We start from the raw sequence: 17,771 nt of genomic DNA, 5'->3' as shown, positions 1-17,771 counted from the left end.
TTTATTTATCCATTAATTTTGAAAGTTTTACCATATCTAAAATAGTATCTACTCTATTTTCCCATGTGTGATATTTATCTGCTATTTCATAAGCATTTTGAGAAATATCAAAAAGTTTTTTATCATCACTCAAAATAGTTTTTAATTTTTCAATATCTTTATCTAAACTATTAAAACTATAATATAAAATATTTTTCTCATCTTCAAAAAACTCATCATAATATCTGCTTCTGTCACTAAATAAAACAGTATTATTTAGCATTCCAGTAAATACTCTCTCATGACTTCCATTTCTTAGAGTAGGAGAAGAATTTATTAAAACTTTTGCTCTATTTATTAGATCTAGGTTTTCTTCTATATCTAACGCTCCAATATAATTTATATTTTTATATTTTTTAGCAAAATCATCCCAATCATTACCACAAATTGTTATAGTTAAACCGCTTTCTATTAATTTTATTAATAAATAAATTCTTGAATATGCTCTTAAATAATTTTGAACAATTGAGTATAAATTTGCTAATTGAACTTTTCCAATAGATGAAAACTTTATTTTATGTTTATCAAATACTATTTTAAAAGCCTGATTTACACTTAAATAATCATCGTATATTAATAATTCTGCTACTTCATCAAGAAGCTTTGAAGGATAATCTTCATTATCTTCCCAAGGTTTAAATATTTGTCCTGGAAAAGTTCCTGAAAAAACTATATCAATAGATTTAGTTTTTTTATATTTTTCAAAATCTTTTAATTTACTATTCTCTTTAGCACCTCTTCTAAGACCACCTTGTGGTAAGAAAAAAGATATTTTATGATGATTTGGTAATATTTCATTTACATACTCAATATGCTCTTTATCATTAAAGCAACATAAAAAGTTTTTAATATTTTCAGTAAGAGTATTTAAGTGATAAGATGGATGATCTACATAAAGAGCCAATAGAGTAGTATTTGCGGCATCATATAAAGATCTGCCATCATTTAATAAAGGATTATTTGCCATACCGAAAGATATTACCAAATCAATAATTTGTGTATTAAAAATATTTGAAAGCTGATGAACTCCATCTGAATCACATGTATCAACAATTGTAACTTGATGACCTTTTTCTTTTATAAAATGAAAGATATCATACATAAATAGATTTACAACGTTATAATCAAATTTACCTTTAAATAGTACTATATTCATTATTTAACTTCACCTACTTTTTTTATCTTCTATAGATTTTGTAATTTTCTTCTTACTAGCTACTGTTTTAGTAGCTGTTCTTCTTGTAGGCTTTTTTGAAACTTTACTATCTTTTTCTATTATTTCTAAACACTCTTCTAGAGTTAAATTTTCAGCAATTTTTGTTTTTGGAATTTTGAAATTTTTTCTACCTTGTTTTATATAAGCTCCATATTGTCCATTCAAAATTTGGATTTTCTCTTTTTCAAAATCTTTAATTAAAGCTTTACTTTTTGCTTCATCAATCTCTTCTATAATCTCTTTTGCTCTTACTTCATCAATCGTGTAAGGATCATCAGTTTTTAGTGAATAGTACTTTGTTTTTACTTGTAAATATGGGCCAAATCTTCCAATATTTGCTTTAATTTCATTTCCACTATCATCAACTCCAACAACTCTTGGAAGAGTAAATAAAAATAGAGCTTCATCAAGTGTAATTGTATCCATATTTAGTTTTTCAGGAATTGCTACGAATTTAGGTTTTTCTTCATCATCTTTTGTTCCAATTTGAATAAAAGGTCCAAATCTTCCAACTCTAGCACTTACAGGTTTCCCAGATTTTGGGTCAATTCCCAATTCTCGCAACTGTAAATAATCAGACTTACTGATATTTTCCTCTTTATCTTTAATAGTATCTTTAAACCCTGTATAAAAGTTCTTCATTACATCAACCCAAACTTTTTTACCCTCTGCTATTTCATCAAACTGCTCTTCGATTTTAGCTGTAAATCCAAGGTCAATAATATTTGAAAAATGATCAGTTAAAAAGCTATTTACAATCTCTCCTGTAGGAGTAGGTGCTAATTTCTTATCTTCTGTTTTTACTACATATTCTCTTGCTTGAATAGTTGAAATAGTTGGAGCATAAGTTGAAGGACGTCCAATTCCTTCACTTTCAAGTTTTTTTACCAAAGAAGCTTCAGTATATCTTGAAGGTGGTTTTGTAAAAAGTTGTTCACTATTTAAATTTTCTAGCTCTAAAACTGTACCAACTTTTATATTTGGAAGAATTTTTTCAGCACTATCAAGTGCAGCTTCAGGATTATCACTTCCTTCTGTATAAGCTTTCATAAAACCAGCAAAAATAATTCTTTGACCTTTCGTTTGAAACTCAAACTCTTTTTTAGCTCCAGCTTCTATTTTATATGTAGTATTTGCTATTTTTGCTTGTGCCATTTGAGTAGCAATTGTTCTTTTCCAAATTAAACTATATAGTTTATACTGAGCATTGTCTAAATACTGTTTTACGAGGCTTGGCTTTAAGCTCATATCAACAGGTCTTATAGCTTCATGGGCTTCTTGAGCACCCTTTGCTGTTGATTTAAAAGCTCTTGGTTTAGAAAGTGAATAATCTTTCCCATACTCCTCTTCTATCACTTTTTTTGCAGCAGTTGTAGCAAGAGTTGAAAGATTTAAAGAGTCCGTTCTCATATAAGTTATTAAACCACCTGTATGATTTGGAATATTTGCTACATTTCCTTCGTAAAGCTGTTGTGCTATCATCATAGTTTGAGCAACACTTAGTCCTATTTTTCTACTTGCTTCTTGCTGTAGTGTTGAAGTTGTAAATGGAGGCGCTGGATTTCTAAGGCTATCTTTTTCTTCAATATCTACAAGTTTGAAATTCCCATCATTTAAAGAAGTTTCAATTTCTCTAGCCTCTTTTTCATTTTTTACTTTGATATTTTTCCCATCTTTTTTTGCTAATTCACTTGAAAGTTCTGGGTTTATAAAATCTGCTTTTATTTTCCAATACTCTTCTGGAATAAAAGCTCTTATCTCATTCTCTCTATCTACAATTATTTTAACTGCAACACTTTGTACTCTTCCTGCACTAAGTCCATATCGCACTTTTTTCCATAAAAGAGGTGATAACTCATATCCAACAGCACGATCAAGTATTCTTCTAGCTTGTTGTGCATCTACTAAATTTTGATCCACATCTCTTGGATTTTGTAAAGCTTTAAGTATTGCATCTTTTGTAATTTCGTGAAAAACTATTCTTTTTATTGGATTTTTCTCAATTTTAAGCGCAGGAATTAAATGCCAAGCAATAGCTTCTCCCTCTCTATCTTCATCGGCTGCGAGGTAGATTGTTGTATCTTTTGATATCTGTTTTTTCAACTCTGTTATTACTTTTTTCTTATCATTACTTACTTGATAGTTTGGTTTGAAGTTATCTTCAGGATCAAATCCTAAAGTTGATTTTGGTAAATCTCGAACATGACCCATAGATGCCATAACTACATAATCAGAGCCTAAAAATTTTGATATTGTTTTTGCTTTTGCTGGAGATTCCACTATTACTAAATTTTTCACTTAAATTGCCTTTTATTTATAAAAGTTTGCATTCTAGCATAAAAAATGTAAGATTTTCTTATATGGTTTAAATATTTATAATTTATTAATTTTAATTATAGCTTATACAAGAGTATAAACTTACTCAAAAATTATAATCTCATTTTCAAGTTCTATATTAAACTCTTCTTTTACTTTTTGTTTTGCAAGATTTATTAAATTCACAGCTTCATCAAAAGTCCCTGTCCCATGATTTACTAAAAAATTTGCATGAGTATTTGAAAATTCCATATCTCCAACTCTATATCCTTTTAGCCCAACTGCTTCTATTAATCTTCCAGCAAAATCACCTTTTGGATTTTTAAAACAGCTTCCAGCACTAGCAATTTGTGGTTGATTATCCCTCATTTTTGTGAACTCATTTTGCATATCTTTTGAGAAACCTTTACTCTTATTAAAAACCACTTCATAAACTATGGTATCAATTTTTGTCTCTCTATATGAAAAATTTACATTCTCTTTTTTTATATATCCATCTTTAGTTTTTATAGAGTCTATATAATTAAAAATCTCCCACTCTTTTAGACCTGCATTCATCTTTACAAGTCCACCTAAATTACCAGGCAATTTTGCCAAAAACTCTAAATTTGCAATATCATTTTTTCTTGTATATGTAAGAAGTTTCCCACTGCTTGTAGCACAACCTACAAAAAGTTTTTCATCTTCATCTTTTATATAATCAAAGTTTTCACCCAAAATAGCAAATTTTTTTTCACATTTTGGAGAAATAAGCAAATTATTTCCTCTTCCTATTATTTGAATATCAGGATAATCACCTACTTCATTTATAACTAAAACTTCTTTTTCTCCACCAATATGTATAGAAGAGTATCTTTTAAAATCTACTGTTTTATAGTAATTAGCTATTTTTTCACTCATCTAGCTCTTAACTCTTCATATTCGCTTGGGATTAAAAAATCTTCTGCTTTTATTAAATTTTGATAATGCCCATTTTTATATCCCAGCTCAAAAAGTTTATTTAGAGCTTTATATTGAATTTCACTCATTTTTACAGAATTATCGTTTGCATATAAATCCAAATACTTATCCAATGTTTTAGCATCTACACGAATTAATCCTTTTTCTAAGAGCATTGGAGCTAGAGTTTTTCTATTTTTATTTGCTACATCAACTGCTTTTATTAAAGCATTTTCATACTTTATGGCTTCAGTAAGTGGAATTGAACGACGAAGGCACATTCCACCAAGAGGAAGCGGTAGAGCTTCACCTTCACAAAGGTCTACCCAAATATCCCAGATTTCTCTATGTACATCAAGCTCATTGCTATAAGTTAAAATTGACTCATGAATTAAAACTCCAGCATCAACAACTCCATCAATTACAGCTTTTTCAATATCCAAAAAGTTCATATACGAAATTCTTGCATCTGGATAAGCAATTTTAAAAAGTAGTGCATTTGTAGTAAACTCTCCACTTAAAGCTACTTTGAAGTTTTTCTTTAGTTTTACACCTTTCTTTTTGATAAGTTTTGGACCATAACCCTCTCCAAATGAAACAGCAGTTTTAAGTAAGGCAAAATCATCTTTAACAAAAGGATACAAAGCAAAAGATATAGCACAAATGTCGTAAGTGCCTTTTAGTGTTGCTTGATTTAAAGTCTCTATATCTAAAGCTATATTTTCAAATTTTACTTTGGGTAAACTAACCCAGCCAAATTTGATTGCATAATACATAAATATATCATCTGCATCAGGAGAGTGTCCTACACTAATAGTTCTCAATTTTGCTCCTTATTTAAAACAATTTTTACAAATCTATAATTTGATGTTGGTTCAGATATTAAAGCGATAGTTCCTAAAAGATTTTTATCTAAAACTACCTCTTTTTTATATATTTTATTATCTATTTTAAAGCTAACTATATCTGCTGTTTTGACTTTTGCAATATTTAAAAAAGTTTGACTAGCAACTAGTTTTTCGTTATTTTGAATATTTGTAAAATAAACCAAAGCTCCATTAAATGTTTGTAAATCATCTATTTCATCTAAAGATAAATCAGAACAAGAGTTTACTTTTTCTTCAAAAGTTTTATCACAAAATATAAGTTCAAAATCTATATATTTTTTAATATTTGCTAGAAGTTTTACAATATTTTCAACTCTTGCGTGTTTGATTAAATCATCTCCAATTAAAAGAGCTTTTTTTGAAGCTTCTTCAAATTTTAAAAATGCCTCTTCAAACTCCTCTTCTCCTGCACTACTCTCAGCTGATAAATACCCAATATCAAGATTGTCTAAAAAATCTTTTTGTTCTTTTGGTAACTTTTTTGAAAAAAAGTTAAAAATCAAAGCTAAAATAGCCTCTTCACTTGCCACTTCATATTTTATAAATTGAGCATAAAAATCTTTTAATTCAAAATTATCAATTGGGTGCATATATATAAAATTAGCTCCATTATTAAGAGCTTTTTGTAAACTATTTTTTAATTTATCATCTTCAAAAAATGCCCCAACACTTAAAATATAATCATAATTTTCTATAATTTTCACTAATATTCCTTTTAAAAAAATCCAACTTTTGTTTCACTATCAAACTGACCTTTTTTCTCTTTGCTTATTTGCTCTTCAAAATCTTTTAGAGTAAAAACTGCATCTTCTAAAACAGCTAGTTTATAAGCTGTATTTTTGATAACTAGCTCTATTTGTCCACCTGTAAGCTCATGTTGTGCAATTTTTTCAAAATCAAAATCTTTTTCTAATGGCAAAGTTGCTGGAATTAGTTTCTTCCAAAGCTCTACTCTTTGCTCATGGTTTGGTTTTACGAACTCAATTTTATAGTTAAATCTTCTTGAAAATGCTTTATCAAGATTTTCAAGCAAGTTTGTAGTTGCTATTAAAATTCCATCAAATCTCTCGATTTGCTCCAAAAATATATTTTGCATTTGATTATGCATTTTATCGGCACTGCTTCCTGTTCCACTGCTTCTTGAACTTAAAAATTGATCTGCTTCATTTAAAAGTAAAACTGGTTCTGTTTTTGTTTGCTCTTTTATCTCATTATATTTATCAAAAATATTTCGTACATTTTTTTCACTCTCACCTATGTACATTGAGAGAATTTTAGAGCAATCAAAACTTAAAACCTCTTTTTTTAGTGACTTTGCAAGAGCTAAAGCTGTTATTGTTTTTCCAGTTCCTGCAACTCCATAAAAAATTATTTTTGCATCTATTCCTCTTTTTTTATCTTTTATTCCCCAAGCTTTTAGTCTATTTATAACACTTTTATCAACTTGCTTTAAAAGATTATTTAAAGTCTCTTTTGTTTTTGGATTTAAAACAACATCATCTAAACTTTTTTGTGCAAAGATTAATTCAAACATCTCTTGATCTTTTATGATTGTTTCAAGTTTTATTTTTGAAACTGTTGAGCCTTTTTTATTTGGATGAGATATTTTATACAAAACTTCATCTGGAATATAAAAGTTTCTATTAATTCCACCAAATGGTGTTAAAACCTCATCATAATCAACCAAATTTTTTGAAATCAAAGTTGAGCTCTCTTCAAGTAAACTTCTATATTTTATCTTCTCATAATCATCATTTGATATTAACTCAAGCAGATAGTTCATCTCTCTTAATGTTCCATCTCCTCCACTATACTCTTCTTTTAGAAGAGCCAAAAATAGTATTTTTTCTTGCTCATCCAAGCCTTGTTCTTTAAAAAATTCTTCTATTAGAATTTTGTTTGTAGTTGCATTTATTCTATCTTTTATTCTATTTTCTACAAGTAAAAGCTTATTTTTTAATCTATTTGAGCTAGGAGAATTTATATCGAAATTTCTTTTTACTATATTTAGTTGTTGAGTGATATCAATTTTTAAAAATTGGTCTTGAAGGTACTCTAAGTGGTCACTATAATTTTTTATTTCAGGTAATACAAACTCACTATTTCCGCTTTCAAGCATTTTTAAATAGGCACTAGAAAGTGCTACGCTTGAGTTGATAAGTTCTAATTTTGAAGCTTCATTTAATTTTACTTGATCAAACGCAACTTGAATCAACCATCCAAACTCAAGTAAAGATTTTATCAAACTTAGTTTTTCCAAATGTTCATATTTTTCAATACTATAAAACTGTCCCAAAATATCAATTGTACTTAGTACATCTCTTCCATTTATATACTCTTTTGAGAGGTACTGCAAAATTTTTGCTTCTTCTAAACTACATTTTAGCTGATTAAAAAAGTTTGTTTTTTCAACATTTTTTGCTTTTAAAAAATCTATTACCTCTTGCATAAAACCCTTACAAATATTAATTTAATTAAGCATATATATTATCTTAAATCGTCTTAACTACAAATGAATAAAAAAATGATAAAATACAAGCATTTATTTTTAAAGGAGACTTTTATTATGCTAAAAGTTATTAAGTTCTCTTCTATTTTTATAGTTTTATCTCTTTTTAGTGCTTGTGCTAATCATGAAAAAGCTATGAAAGTTTTGCCAAATGAGCTTGAGCAAGTAAATATTGATTGCAAAAGAGATAGCTTGGCTTTTGAGTTAGATTGTTATGATTTTATAGCAGAAAAAAATAGTTTTGCAATGCTAAGACTTGGAATTGATGCTCAAGATAAAGGAAGACCTGCTGAAGCCTTTGAAAGATATACAAAAGCACAAAAAGCTGGTAATTTCTATGCAAATGCACTTTTATCAGTTCTTTATGGTAATGGTTTAGGTGTAGAATTTGATGAAAAAAAATCTATAAATCTTCTAAAAGATGTTGAAGATGTTGATCCAATAGCAGCATATAGATTATCTTACTACTATTTTTCAAATGGAAATCCACAAAAAGCTATAGAACTTCTTGAATATGCTGCTACAAATGAAGTAAAAGATGCTCAAAAAGATTTAGTTCTTGTTTATACAAATGGTCAGTATATAGAAGCGAACGATGAAAAAGCTCTTTTTTATGATAATTTATATCAAGATGGAAAAGAAGATTTTACAAAAAAAATTTATGGTAGATAGTAGATGATAAATTATATTTTATTACCAATTTTTACTATTTTTCTTTTTAGTGCTTGTTCTTTAAAAATGCCTGAATTTCTAACTTTTTCTGATATAAATTATGATGAACTTCTAAAAGAAGCAAATATTTGTCAAGATTTAGATACCCAAAAAGAAAAACTAGAGTGCTATAAAAAAATAGAAAATAGTAACTCTTTTGCACAAATTAGACTAGGAACTTATTATTCAACAAAAAAAGATTATAAAGAGAGTTTAAAATACCTAAATATGGCTGATGAGAATAAAAATCTCTATGCAAAATTGCCATTAGCTCTTTTATACTACAAAGGAGAAGGGGTTAAAAAAGATATAAATAAATCTTTTGAGCTTCTAAAAGAGTCTAGCGATATTGACCCTATTGCAGCATTTCAGTTATCAAGATTTTATCTTCAAGGAATAAATACAAAAATAGATAACGAAAAAGGTATAGATTTACTTAATTTCTCTGCTCAAAATGGAGTATTTCAAGCTCAGGATTTATTATCAAATGTCTATAAGCAAGGACTTTATGGAGTTGCAAAAGACCAGATAAAATATGAATATTGGCTAAAAAAAGCTAGTTCTAACAAAGAGGACAAAAACTCAAATATTTATATCTTCTAAAAATTTTTAAAAAGGTCGCAAATCCTATTTTAAAGAGTAAAAGATGATAAAAAGTAATATCTTTTCAGGACTTACAGTTGGAATTATTGCATTGCCTTTATCTATGGCACTTGCAATTGCAACTGGAGTTCCACCACAATTAGGTCTTTATACAGCAATTATTGCAGGAATTTTAGCTGCTATTTTTGGAAGTAGTAAAGTAAATATTTCTGGACCCACTGCTGCTTTTATTGTTATTTTAATCCCAATAGTTCAACAATTTGGAATAACAGGGCTACTTTTGTGCGGATTTTTATCTGGTATTATTTTAGTTTTAGTTGGACTTTTTAAACTTGGTAACTTAATAGAGCTAGTTCCTTACCCAGTAACAGTTGGATTTACATCTGGAATTGCAGTTGTCATTGCAACTCTTCAAATAAAAGATTTTTTTGGGCTTACTATAGAAAATTTTAGTGGAACTTACATAGATAAAATTGTTTTGCTTTTCAACTCTTTTTCTACATTTAATCTTTTTGAGTTTTTAACTGCAAGTGCAACACTATTTTTACTAATAATTTGGAGAAAAACAAAAAGTAAAATTCCAGCTGCTTTGGTTGCTTTAGGAATTGTTACAATTTTTGTAGCTTTTTTTAACTCTTTTGATGGTTTAAATATTTCAACAATCAACTCTACTTTTACTTATGTTATTGATGGAGTAACTGCAAATGGAATCCCTCCGATTCCTTTACAATTTTCTCTTCCTTGGGAGTTTTTAAAACCTCATGAAATAAATATTGATTTACTAATAAAACTTCTTCCTCATGCAATTGCAATTGCAATTTTAGGAGCTTTGGAATCACTTTTATGTGCAGTTATAAGTGATGCTATGACTGGAAATAAAACAGACCCAAATAAAGAGTTAATAGGTCAAGGAATTGCAAATATGGTAGTGCCATTTTTTGGAGGAATTCCAGCAACTGCAGCAATTGCAAGAACAGTAGCAAATATAAATTCAGGAGGAACAACAAAATTATCTTCAATAGTTCACTCTATTTTTATATTAGCTTCTATTTTATTAATTGCTCCAATTATCTCATATCTTCCAATGGCAGCATTATCTGCGCTTTTACTTATGGTTGCTTGGAATATGAGTGAAGTTAAACACTTTGTAAATATTTTAAAAACTGCGCCAAAAGATGATATTTATGTGCTTCTAACATGTTTTTCTTTGACTGTTTTAATAGATATGGAAGTTGCTGTTGCTGTTGGAATTGGTCTTGCATCAATACTATTTATCAAAAGAACGATTGATTTATACTCTATTGAGCTTGTAAGCGAAAATTTAGAAACACATAAAGATATACCAAAAGATATTTTAATCTATGATATAAATGGACCTATGTTTTTTGGTGCTGCTCAAAAGGCTTTAAAAACTTTAGCAAATATAAATGAACAAAAAAATATTGTAATTTTAAATATGAAAAATGTATCAATGCTTGATATGACAGCAATGGTTGCTTTAAAATCAATCGTTGATAGTTTTGAAGCTAAAAATAAAAAGCTTATATTTGCAGGACTAAATCAAAATGTTTTGAAAAAACTAGAACGTGCAAAATTTGATTATGTTACAACTTTTTCAAATATAAATGATGCCATAGAGTATGCAATGCATAAAAAGAATTTTATTCGATAATTAAGATATTAATTTTAAACAATATCTACTAATTTCTTTTAAGATAGACTCCATTTTATTTAAATAAAAGGAGTTTTCTATGTCAAAAGTTGTTTTAATCACAGGTGCTACTTCAGGTATGGGAGAAGCCACTACTAAGTTACTTTCTCAAAATGGATACAAGGTTTATGCAGGTTGTAGAGATAAAAATATAGAAAAATGTGATGGAAATATAAATTATATATATCTTGATGTTACAAAAACTGACTCTATAAAAAATGCTGTAAAAAAGATAATTGATACTGAAGGTAAAATTGATATTTTACTAAATAATGCTGGTTATGGTCTTTTATCAACTTTAGAAGATGGTACAGATGAAGAGATTTTTAAGCAATTTGATGTAAATGTTTTTGGACTTATAAAAACTACGAGAGAAGTTTTACCATATATGAGAAAAGAAAATTATGGTGTTATTATAAATATTAGCTCATTTTTAGGGAAAATGGGGCTTCCTTTACTATCTCATTATAATGCATCAAAATATGCAGTTGAAGGAATAACAGACTCTTTAAGATTTGAAACTTTACCTTTTAATATTAGAGTGCACTCTATTGAAGCTGGACTTTTTGGAACAAATTTTGTTAAAAAAGGTTTAGTAATAAATGAAAAAACTATGAGTGAAAATTCACCTTATAAGAAATTAACTTCTCATTTGGTTCCAATTGTTGCAAAAGCAATAAATGAAGGACCAGACCCAATAGCAATCGCAAATGCTGTAAAAAATATTATTGAAGATGAAAATAGTAATATTGCAATTCCAGTTGGAGCAGAAGCTACAACATTTGTTCCTCTTAGAAAAGAGCTAAGCAATGAAGATTTTGAGAAAAAAATAATTGAAACTTTTGGATTGTAAAATTTTCTTTATTTATGAAAAGTGAGTTTTAAATTCTCACTTTTCTATTTCGTAGTTGAGCTATTTTCTATAAAACTATATAAAGTTTCTATCTCTTTTGCCCAAATAGATTCATCAATAGTCTCTAAAACAAGTGGAATATCATCCATTCTAGAATCATTCATAAGAAATTTAAACGCATCCCAACCAATTTTTCCCTCTCCTAAACTATCGTGTCTATCAACACGACTTCCAAGCTCAGGTTTAGAATCATTTATGTGCATTCCACTTAAATACTCAAATCCTACAATTTTTCCAAACTCATCCCAAGTTTTATCGTAAGCTTCTCTTGTTCTAATATCATAACCCGAAGTGAACATATGACAAGTATCAATACATACTCCAACTCTGGTCTTATCTTCGATTTTATCTATAATATAAGCCAAATGCTCAAACTTATATCCAAGATTACTTCCTTGGCCTGCTGTATTTTCAAGCACTAGCTTTACGCCACTTGTTTTATTTAAAACTATATTCATAGACTCTGCAATATTATTCAAACACTCCTCTTCACTAATTTGTCTCAAATGAGAACCTGGATGAAAATTTAGTCTATCAAGAGCTAAAATTTCACATCTTTGAACTTCATCTATAAAACTATTTAAAGATTTCTCTCTAGCATCAATATCTGGATGCCCAAGATTTATCAAATATGAGTCGTGAGGTAAAATATGTCTAGGCTCTATTTTTGATTTTTCTAACTCTTTAAACCATAAATCTATGGTTTTATTATCAAGTGCTTTTGCACTCCACTGTCTTTGATTTTTTGTAAAAAGTGCAAAAGCTTTAGCACCAATTTCAACAGCATTCTTTGGAGCATTAAAAACTCCCCCACTAGCACTTACGTGCGCACCAATAAATTTCATTTTTACTGCTTCTGACAAAACATGTTAGATTCAGGATAATTTGATAATAGATTTTTCATAACATAAGTCCCTTTTTTTAACGATTTTATAATATTTTTTATTAAAACAAATTTTATATGTGTACAATAAAAATTGATAATATTTTATGGCTTATTGTTTTTTATTAATGAAACAACTTTATTTATTTATTTTTATTTATTAAAAATTCTATTTTTATATTATATCTTTAGTATTAATTATATATAAAATTATTTCTTAAATGAGCTTACTATATCAGCAACAGTTACACTTGTTTCATCAGTTATAATTCCATGATTTGTTTGTCTAAAAATATTATCTAGTATTACTTTTCTATCACTTTCTTTAAATCCTTTTCCATCTTCTAATAAAACAAGATATGTATTTAACATAATAACTCTTTCATTTGCATCTACGGCTAAGTGATAATTACTAAGCATTATTTTTACTAAAATTTTCATCATCCAAACCATAATAGTGGTAAACATAATAAATATAATGTAATTAAAAAATGATGCACTATGAGCAATTTGAGAGATTGTCTCAGTTATTTTTTTGTCGGCTGAATCAGGTATATTAGTTATAAATAATCCTGTATAATTTATTAAAAGAAAAGTAATTATAATTAAAGCTACTCCTATTCCAATATTTGTTTTAAAATAGAACTTATATTTTTTATCATATTTTTCTACTTGTTCTTCCCAATAAGTTGTTGCTTGTTTAAGTTCTATATTTTTAAGAACAGCTTCTTTTGCATTATCAAATTCACTTTCCAAAGTTTTTGATTTTTCTAATATTTCACTAACTTCAGCAAATTCTGTTTCTCTTTTTTCAAAAAGATTTTTTAACTCACTAAATTGTCCTAAAACTTCAAAATTCTTTTTTTCTAAATCTTTAATTTTTGATTCTAATATTATGTTTGGTAGTCCATCAAAATCATTTTGTCTTTCAAAATTATCAAAAATAGTATTATCAAGTATTTTTTCAATAACAACAGTAAGATAAACTTCATCTTTTGAATAATTTTTATTTTTATAAATAATATCAATTAATCTACTTTTTGATATAGAAATATTATCATTTTCTGAGATTCCTGTATTTATTATTATAGAACCACTATCATTTTGAAAAAGTTTAAATGGCTGATTCCCTAATTTTGTATGTAAAATCAAATTACTTTCTTCGCTACTATAATTTAATAGAGTTGCCAATCTATCATATCTTTTAGAGAATTCATCTTCTGAAATTTTTGGTTGATTTATAACTTTTATTTTGATATTGGGTTTATCTTTTAATTTATTAAAATAATCTATAATAATATTTATACTATCTAGTAAAGGAACTTTATAAGAAAGCATTTTATTTTCATTATCAGTATAGTTTAAAAATCTATTTAATTCATCATATAAATCATTTAGGTCTGTTTCTTTTAACAAACCTAATTTATTATTATTATTGATAAATTCGTTAATTAAAGAGGTGAAATTTTCAATTGAAAAATCATAATCTGCAAAATGAGCTTTAAATATTGCTATTATTAAAGAATTTTTTAATTTATTTTGCACAGAATATAATTTTTTAATTACTTCTTCTATAAGTTGATTATCGACCATTATTAAACCTTACAACAAACATATTTAAATTCAAATGTACAATATCCAAAGCAGCAGGAGTAATTCCAGAAATTAAACTTGCATTGTATAAAGTTGGTGGTCTGTGCTTTTCAAGCTTTTCAACAACTTCATTTGAAAGCCCTGGAAGACCTCTATATGAGAAGTTTTCAGGTATATTTAGTTTTAGCATTTTTTTCATCTTTTCTATCTGTTTTTGTTGTTTTTGAATATATCTATAATATTTTGCTTCTATAATAATTTGCTCTTTTAGATAAGCATCTATATCTTTTAGGCTAGGTACCAAAATATCAAACTTCTCTTTATCAATTGTATTTCTTCCCATTAAATCTATTAGTAATACTCTATCATTTATTTTATCTTCTCCAATGCTATCAAGAAGTTCCAATGTCTCTTTTTTTGCAGTTAGCCAGCTATTTGCCATAAACTCGACTGCTTCTTCAATAATTTTTCTTTTTTCTTCTACTTTATCCATTTGCTCTTTAGAGATTAATCCTAACTCATATCCATAATGGCTTAGTCTTAAATCTGCATTTTCTTCTCTTAAAAGAAGCCTATACTCAGCTCTTGAAGTAAACATTCTATATGGCTCGTGCGTTCCTTTTGTAACTAAATCATCAATTAAAACACCAATATATGCTTCATCTCGTCTTAAAATAAATGGCTCTTTATTATCTATTGCCAAAGAAGCATTTATACTTGCCATCAATCCTTGAGCTGCTGCTTCTTCATATCCAGTTGTTGCATTTATCTGCCCTGCATGATAAAGATTTTTTATCTTTTTAGTCTCAAGTGTATGTTTTAATTCAGTTGGATCAACATAATCATACTCTATAGCATATCCATATCTAATCACTCTTGCATTTTCAAGACCTTTAACGGAAGCTATCATCTTTTTTTGTATTTCAATAGGTAAAGAGCTAGACATTCCATTTATATAGTACTCTGTACATTTTGCTGTTTGAGGTTCTAAAAATAGTTGATGCCGTTCTCTTTCACTAAATCTTTTCACCTTATCTTCAATACTAGGGCAATATCGTGGACCTGAGCCTTGAATTTGTCCCGTATAAATTGGGGCTCTATGAAAATTTTGTGAAATAATATCATGAGTATCAAGGTTTGTATATGTTACATAACATGGATATTGTGTTGGATTAAAAGTTTTTTTAGGCGTTCTAAATGAAAATGGTGTTGGTTTTATATCACCTCCATGCATATCCATAACACTAAAATCAATACTATTTGCATCTAGTCTTGATGGAGTTCCAGTTTTTAATCTTCCTACATTTAATCCTAACTCTTTTAGTTGAATAGAAAGAGTACTAGATGGTAACTCCCAAGCACGTCCTGCTTGATATGTATTTTCTCCAATATGAATTAACCCTCTCATAAAAGTTCCAGTTGTAAGAATAGTTTTTTTAGATTTAAACTCTTCTCCAAGCTTTGTTTTTACTCCTAAAACTTCATCATTTTCAACAACTAAATAACTAACCTCATCTTGATAAATATCTAAATTTGGTGTACTATGACAAACTTTTCGCATATACTCCTTGTATTCATCCATATCAATTTGAGCCCTTGTTCCTTGAACAGCTGCACCTTTTGAATCATTTAATATTCTAAACTGTATTCCTGTAGCATCTGTACAAAGTCCCATTTCTCCACCAATTGCATCTAGTTCTCTTACTAAATGACCTTTTGCTAAACCACCAATTGCAGGGTTACAACTAGCTGCTCCTATTTGCTCAACTAACATAGTAATTAATAGTGTTTTTTTTCCAAGTCTTGCACCTGCTAGTGCTGCTTCAATACCAGCATGTCCTGCACCAACCACGATAATATCGTATTGCATTAAATTTTCCTTTTTAAAGAGTATCAGATTTTTAAATATTAGTAAAAATTAGCTTCTTATGAATTTTTGGCTATTATAACCAAATTTTATCTAAAGGTTTTTTAAGTGTTTACAGGGCTTATAAGAGAATTAGCAAAAGTAGAAAGCTTTTCAAACAATATTTTAACTCTAAAATCAAACTACAAACCAAAAATTGGTGACTCTATTGCTGTAAATGGAGCTTGCTTAACAGTTATTAAAATTTCAAATAATAGTTTTAGTGTAGAGTTATCTCCTGAAAGTACATCTGTTTTAGCTTTAGAAAACTATAAAAATGAAGTACATATTGAACCTGCTATGCTGCTCGGTGATAGATTTGAAGGTCATATTGTCCAAGGACATGTTGATTGTATCGGTGCAGTTGAAAAAATAGAAAAAAATGGAAACTCTACTGATTTTTATATATCTTTACCAAAAGAGTTTATTAAATTTGTTATTTCAAAAGGAAGTATTACTATTGATGGAGTTTCTCTTACAGTTAATGATGTTTTTGAAAGTTCTTTTAGACTAACAATAATTCCACATACTATACAAAATACAATTTTTAAAAATTATAAATCAGGTAGCAAAGTTAATATAGAAACTGATATGTTTGCAAGATATATTTATAATATGTTTAAAAAGGATAATAAATTGTCTTGGGGAGATGTTGATGGAATAATGGCTAGATACTAATTTTATAAATATTAAAAGTTACTATTTCTGCTCTTTATTCTCTATAATTTTTGAATTTTCTAAATTTTCAACAGTACTATTTTCTTGATTTTCAATATTACTATTTGCTTCATAAGTATAAAAGAATCTCTTTTTTAGAGGGTTTGCATATGGTTTTATTGTTGCAACTTTCATCTCAGGGAAATCTTTTATCTCTACAACCTTACCAACTCTAAGACCTTCATAAAAAATATTATCCATTCCAGAAGTTATAACTTCATCTCCAACATTTATATCAGCCCAAACTGGAATAAATTTTACAGATAATAAATCTGATGATTCGTCATTTGAAGTTGCAATTCCAGGATTTTTCTCATTTCCTATAAAAACAGCATAAGTACAATCTTTATTCCCATTAAGAAGTCCTATACTTTTACCATTTTTAATCATAGAAATCCCCGCCGCATAATTTTCAGAGATTAATCCTAAGATTTTATTATCCGTAGGAACTTTATCTAGCCAAACACTTGTAAAATCATCAAAATGTACGTATGATAAAACTCGAATAACTTCAATTTTAGAGTTAATTTCTGGAATTTCAATATTCTCTAGTAAGTTTTTTAAATTATCTATTGTTGATATTGTAGTATTGTATAGAACTTTGTACTCTTTTAATTCTAAGTTTTCATTTTGAAGTTCTCTTATTAATCTTTCATGTTCAAAATGGTTTGCAACCTTTTGGGATACACTTATGTATGTATTTATATATGACTCTTTTAAATTTCCAAATACTTTAAAGTGCTTTGCTAGAAACTCATCTAATTCAAAAAGATAAGATAATCCAGCAAATACAATTAATAGTAAAAATAAAAATCGCTTCATTTTTAA

Annotated in this window: 15 protein-coding genes; 5 read left to right on the top strand and 10 right to left on the bottom strand. The window is 27.9% G+C overall.

Going from position 1 to position 17,771, the window contains the following annotated elements:
• Nucleotide 1 precedes the first annotated feature (1 nt).
• The 6 genes from ACRYA_RS00600 to ACRYA_RS00575 all read right to left on the bottom strand — a co-directional run bounded on the left by ACRYA_RS00600 (nt 2) and on the right by ACRYA_RS00575 (nt 7,846).
• Complete coding sequence (locus ACRYA_RS00600) at nt 2-1,195, bottom strand: glycosyltransferase (protein ID WP_105918032.1); 1,194 nt, start codon at nt 1,193-1,195, stop codon at nt 2-4.
• Nucleotides 1,196-1,204: 9 nt separating this feature from the next.
• Entirely contained in the window at nt 1,205-3,553 is a 2,349-nt protein-coding gene (gene topA / locus ACRYA_RS00595; protein WP_105918033.1) for a type I DNA topoisomerase, read from the bottom strand.
• Between the two features lie 120 nt (nt 3,554-3,673).
• Nucleotides 3,674-4,471 carry a UDP-N-acetylmuramate dehydrogenase gene (locus tag ACRYA_RS00590; RefSeq protein ID WP_105918034.1) on the bottom strand — a complete coding sequence of 266 codons (798 nt, stop codon included), beginning with the start codon at nt 4,469-4,471 and terminating at the stop codon, nt 3,674-3,676.
• Complete coding sequence (locus tag ACRYA_RS00585) at nt 4,468-5,286, bottom strand: MqnA/MqnD/SBP family protein (protein WP_370685182.1); 819 nt, start codon at nt 5,284-5,286, stop codon at nt 4,468-4,470. The genes ACRYA_RS00590 and ACRYA_RS00585 overlap by 4 nt, the downstream gene beginning before the upstream one ends.
• Before the next feature lie 44 nt (nt 5,287-5,330).
• Nucleotides 5,331-6,101, bottom strand: a complete 771-nt coding sequence (locus tag ACRYA_RS00580; protein WP_105918036.1) for a hypothetical protein — start codon at nt 6,099-6,101, stop codon at nt 5,331-5,333.
• Nucleotides 6,102-6,112: 11 nt separating this feature from the next.
• Nucleotides 6,113-7,846 (bottom strand): ATP-binding protein, encoded by a 1,734-nt coding sequence (locus ACRYA_RS00575; protein WP_105918037.1) that lies wholly within the window; start codon nt 7,844-7,846, stop codon nt 6,113-6,115.
• A 117-nt stretch (nt 7,847-7,963) separates the two neighbouring features.
• On the opposite strand from ACRYA_RS00575, the gene ACRYA_RS00570 reads away from it, so the two are divergent.
• The 4 genes from ACRYA_RS00570 to ACRYA_RS00555 all read left to right on the top strand — a co-directional run bounded on the left by ACRYA_RS00570 (nt 7,964) and on the right by ACRYA_RS00555 (nt 11,784).
• The gene (locus ACRYA_RS00570; protein WP_105918038.1) at nt 7,964-8,578 is read left to right on the top strand and encodes a tetratricopeptide repeat protein; all 615 of its coding nucleotides are present in this window, start codon (nt 7,964-7,966) and stop codon (nt 8,576-8,578) included.
• A 3-nt stretch (nt 8,579-8,581) separates the two neighbouring features.
• Nucleotides 8,582-9,220, top strand: coding sequence for a tetratricopeptide repeat protein (locus tag ACRYA_RS00565; protein WP_105918039.1), 639 nt, complete (start codon nt 8,582-8,584; stop codon nt 9,218-9,220).
• Between the two features lie 43 nt (nt 9,221-9,263).
• Nucleotides 9,264-10,892: a C4-dicarboxylic acid transporter DauA gene (dauA, locus tag ACRYA_RS00560; protein ID WP_228199756.1), complete on the top strand. Its 1,629-nt coding sequence runs from the start codon at nt 9,264-9,266 to the stop codon at nt 10,890-10,892.
• 79 nt (nt 10,893-10,971) lie between these two features.
• Nucleotides 10,972-11,784: an SDR family oxidoreductase gene (locus ACRYA_RS00555; protein ID WP_105918040.1), complete on the top strand. Its 813-nt coding sequence runs from the start codon at nt 10,972-10,974 to the stop codon at nt 11,782-11,784.
• 44 nt (nt 11,785-11,828) lie between these two features.
• Here the strand turns inward: ACRYA_RS00555 and nfo are convergent, their stop codons facing one another.
• The 3 genes from nfo to mnmG all read right to left on the bottom strand — a co-directional run bounded on the left by nfo (nt 11,829) and on the right by mnmG (nt 16,190).
• The gene (gene nfo, locus ACRYA_RS00550) at nt 11,829-12,689 is read right to left on the bottom strand and encodes a deoxyribonuclease IV (protein WP_105918041.1); all 861 of its coding nucleotides are present in this window, start codon (nt 12,687-12,689) and stop codon (nt 11,829-11,831) included.
• Between the two features lie 248 nt (nt 12,690-12,937).
• Nucleotides 12,938-14,320: a DUF6161 domain-containing protein gene (locus ACRYA_RS00545; RefSeq protein ID WP_121443260.1), complete on the bottom strand. Its 1,383-nt coding sequence runs from the start codon at nt 14,318-14,320 to the stop codon at nt 12,938-12,940.
• The gene (mnmG, locus tag ACRYA_RS00540) at nt 14,310-16,190 is read right to left on the bottom strand and encodes a tRNA uridine-5-carboxymethylaminomethyl(34) synthesis enzyme MnmG (protein WP_105918304.1); all 1,881 of its coding nucleotides are present in this window, start codon (nt 16,188-16,190) and stop codon (nt 14,310-14,312) included. The genes ACRYA_RS00545 and mnmG overlap by 11 nt, the downstream gene beginning before the upstream one ends.
• Before the next feature lie 105 nt (nt 16,191-16,295).
• Between mnmG and ribE the strand changes: the two genes are divergently transcribed.
• Nucleotides 16,296-16,904, top strand: coding sequence for a riboflavin synthase (ribE, locus tag ACRYA_RS00535; RefSeq protein WP_105918305.1), 609 nt, complete (start codon nt 16,296-16,298; stop codon nt 16,902-16,904).
• Nucleotides 16,905-16,925: 21 nt separating this feature from the next.
• Here ribE and mreC read toward each other — a convergent pair whose 3' ends face one another.
• Nucleotides 16,926-17,765 carry a rod shape-determining protein MreC gene (mreC, locus tag ACRYA_RS00530; RefSeq protein ID WP_105918306.1) on the bottom strand — a complete coding sequence of 280 codons (840 nt, stop codon included), beginning with the start codon at nt 17,763-17,765 and terminating at the stop codon, nt 16,926-16,928.
• Between the last annotated feature and the right edge of the window lie 6 nt (nt 17,766-17,771).

Origin of the sequence: Aliarcobacter cryaerophilus ATCC 43158 (assembly GCF_003660105.1) — a bacterium.
GTDB classification, from domain to species: Bacteria; Campylobacterota; Campylobacteria; order Campylobacterales; family Arcobacteraceae; genus Aliarcobacter; species Aliarcobacter cryaerophilus.
The sequence above is the reverse complement of the archived record's forward strand: the minus strand, read 5'-3'. Positions and strand labels throughout refer to the sequence as shown.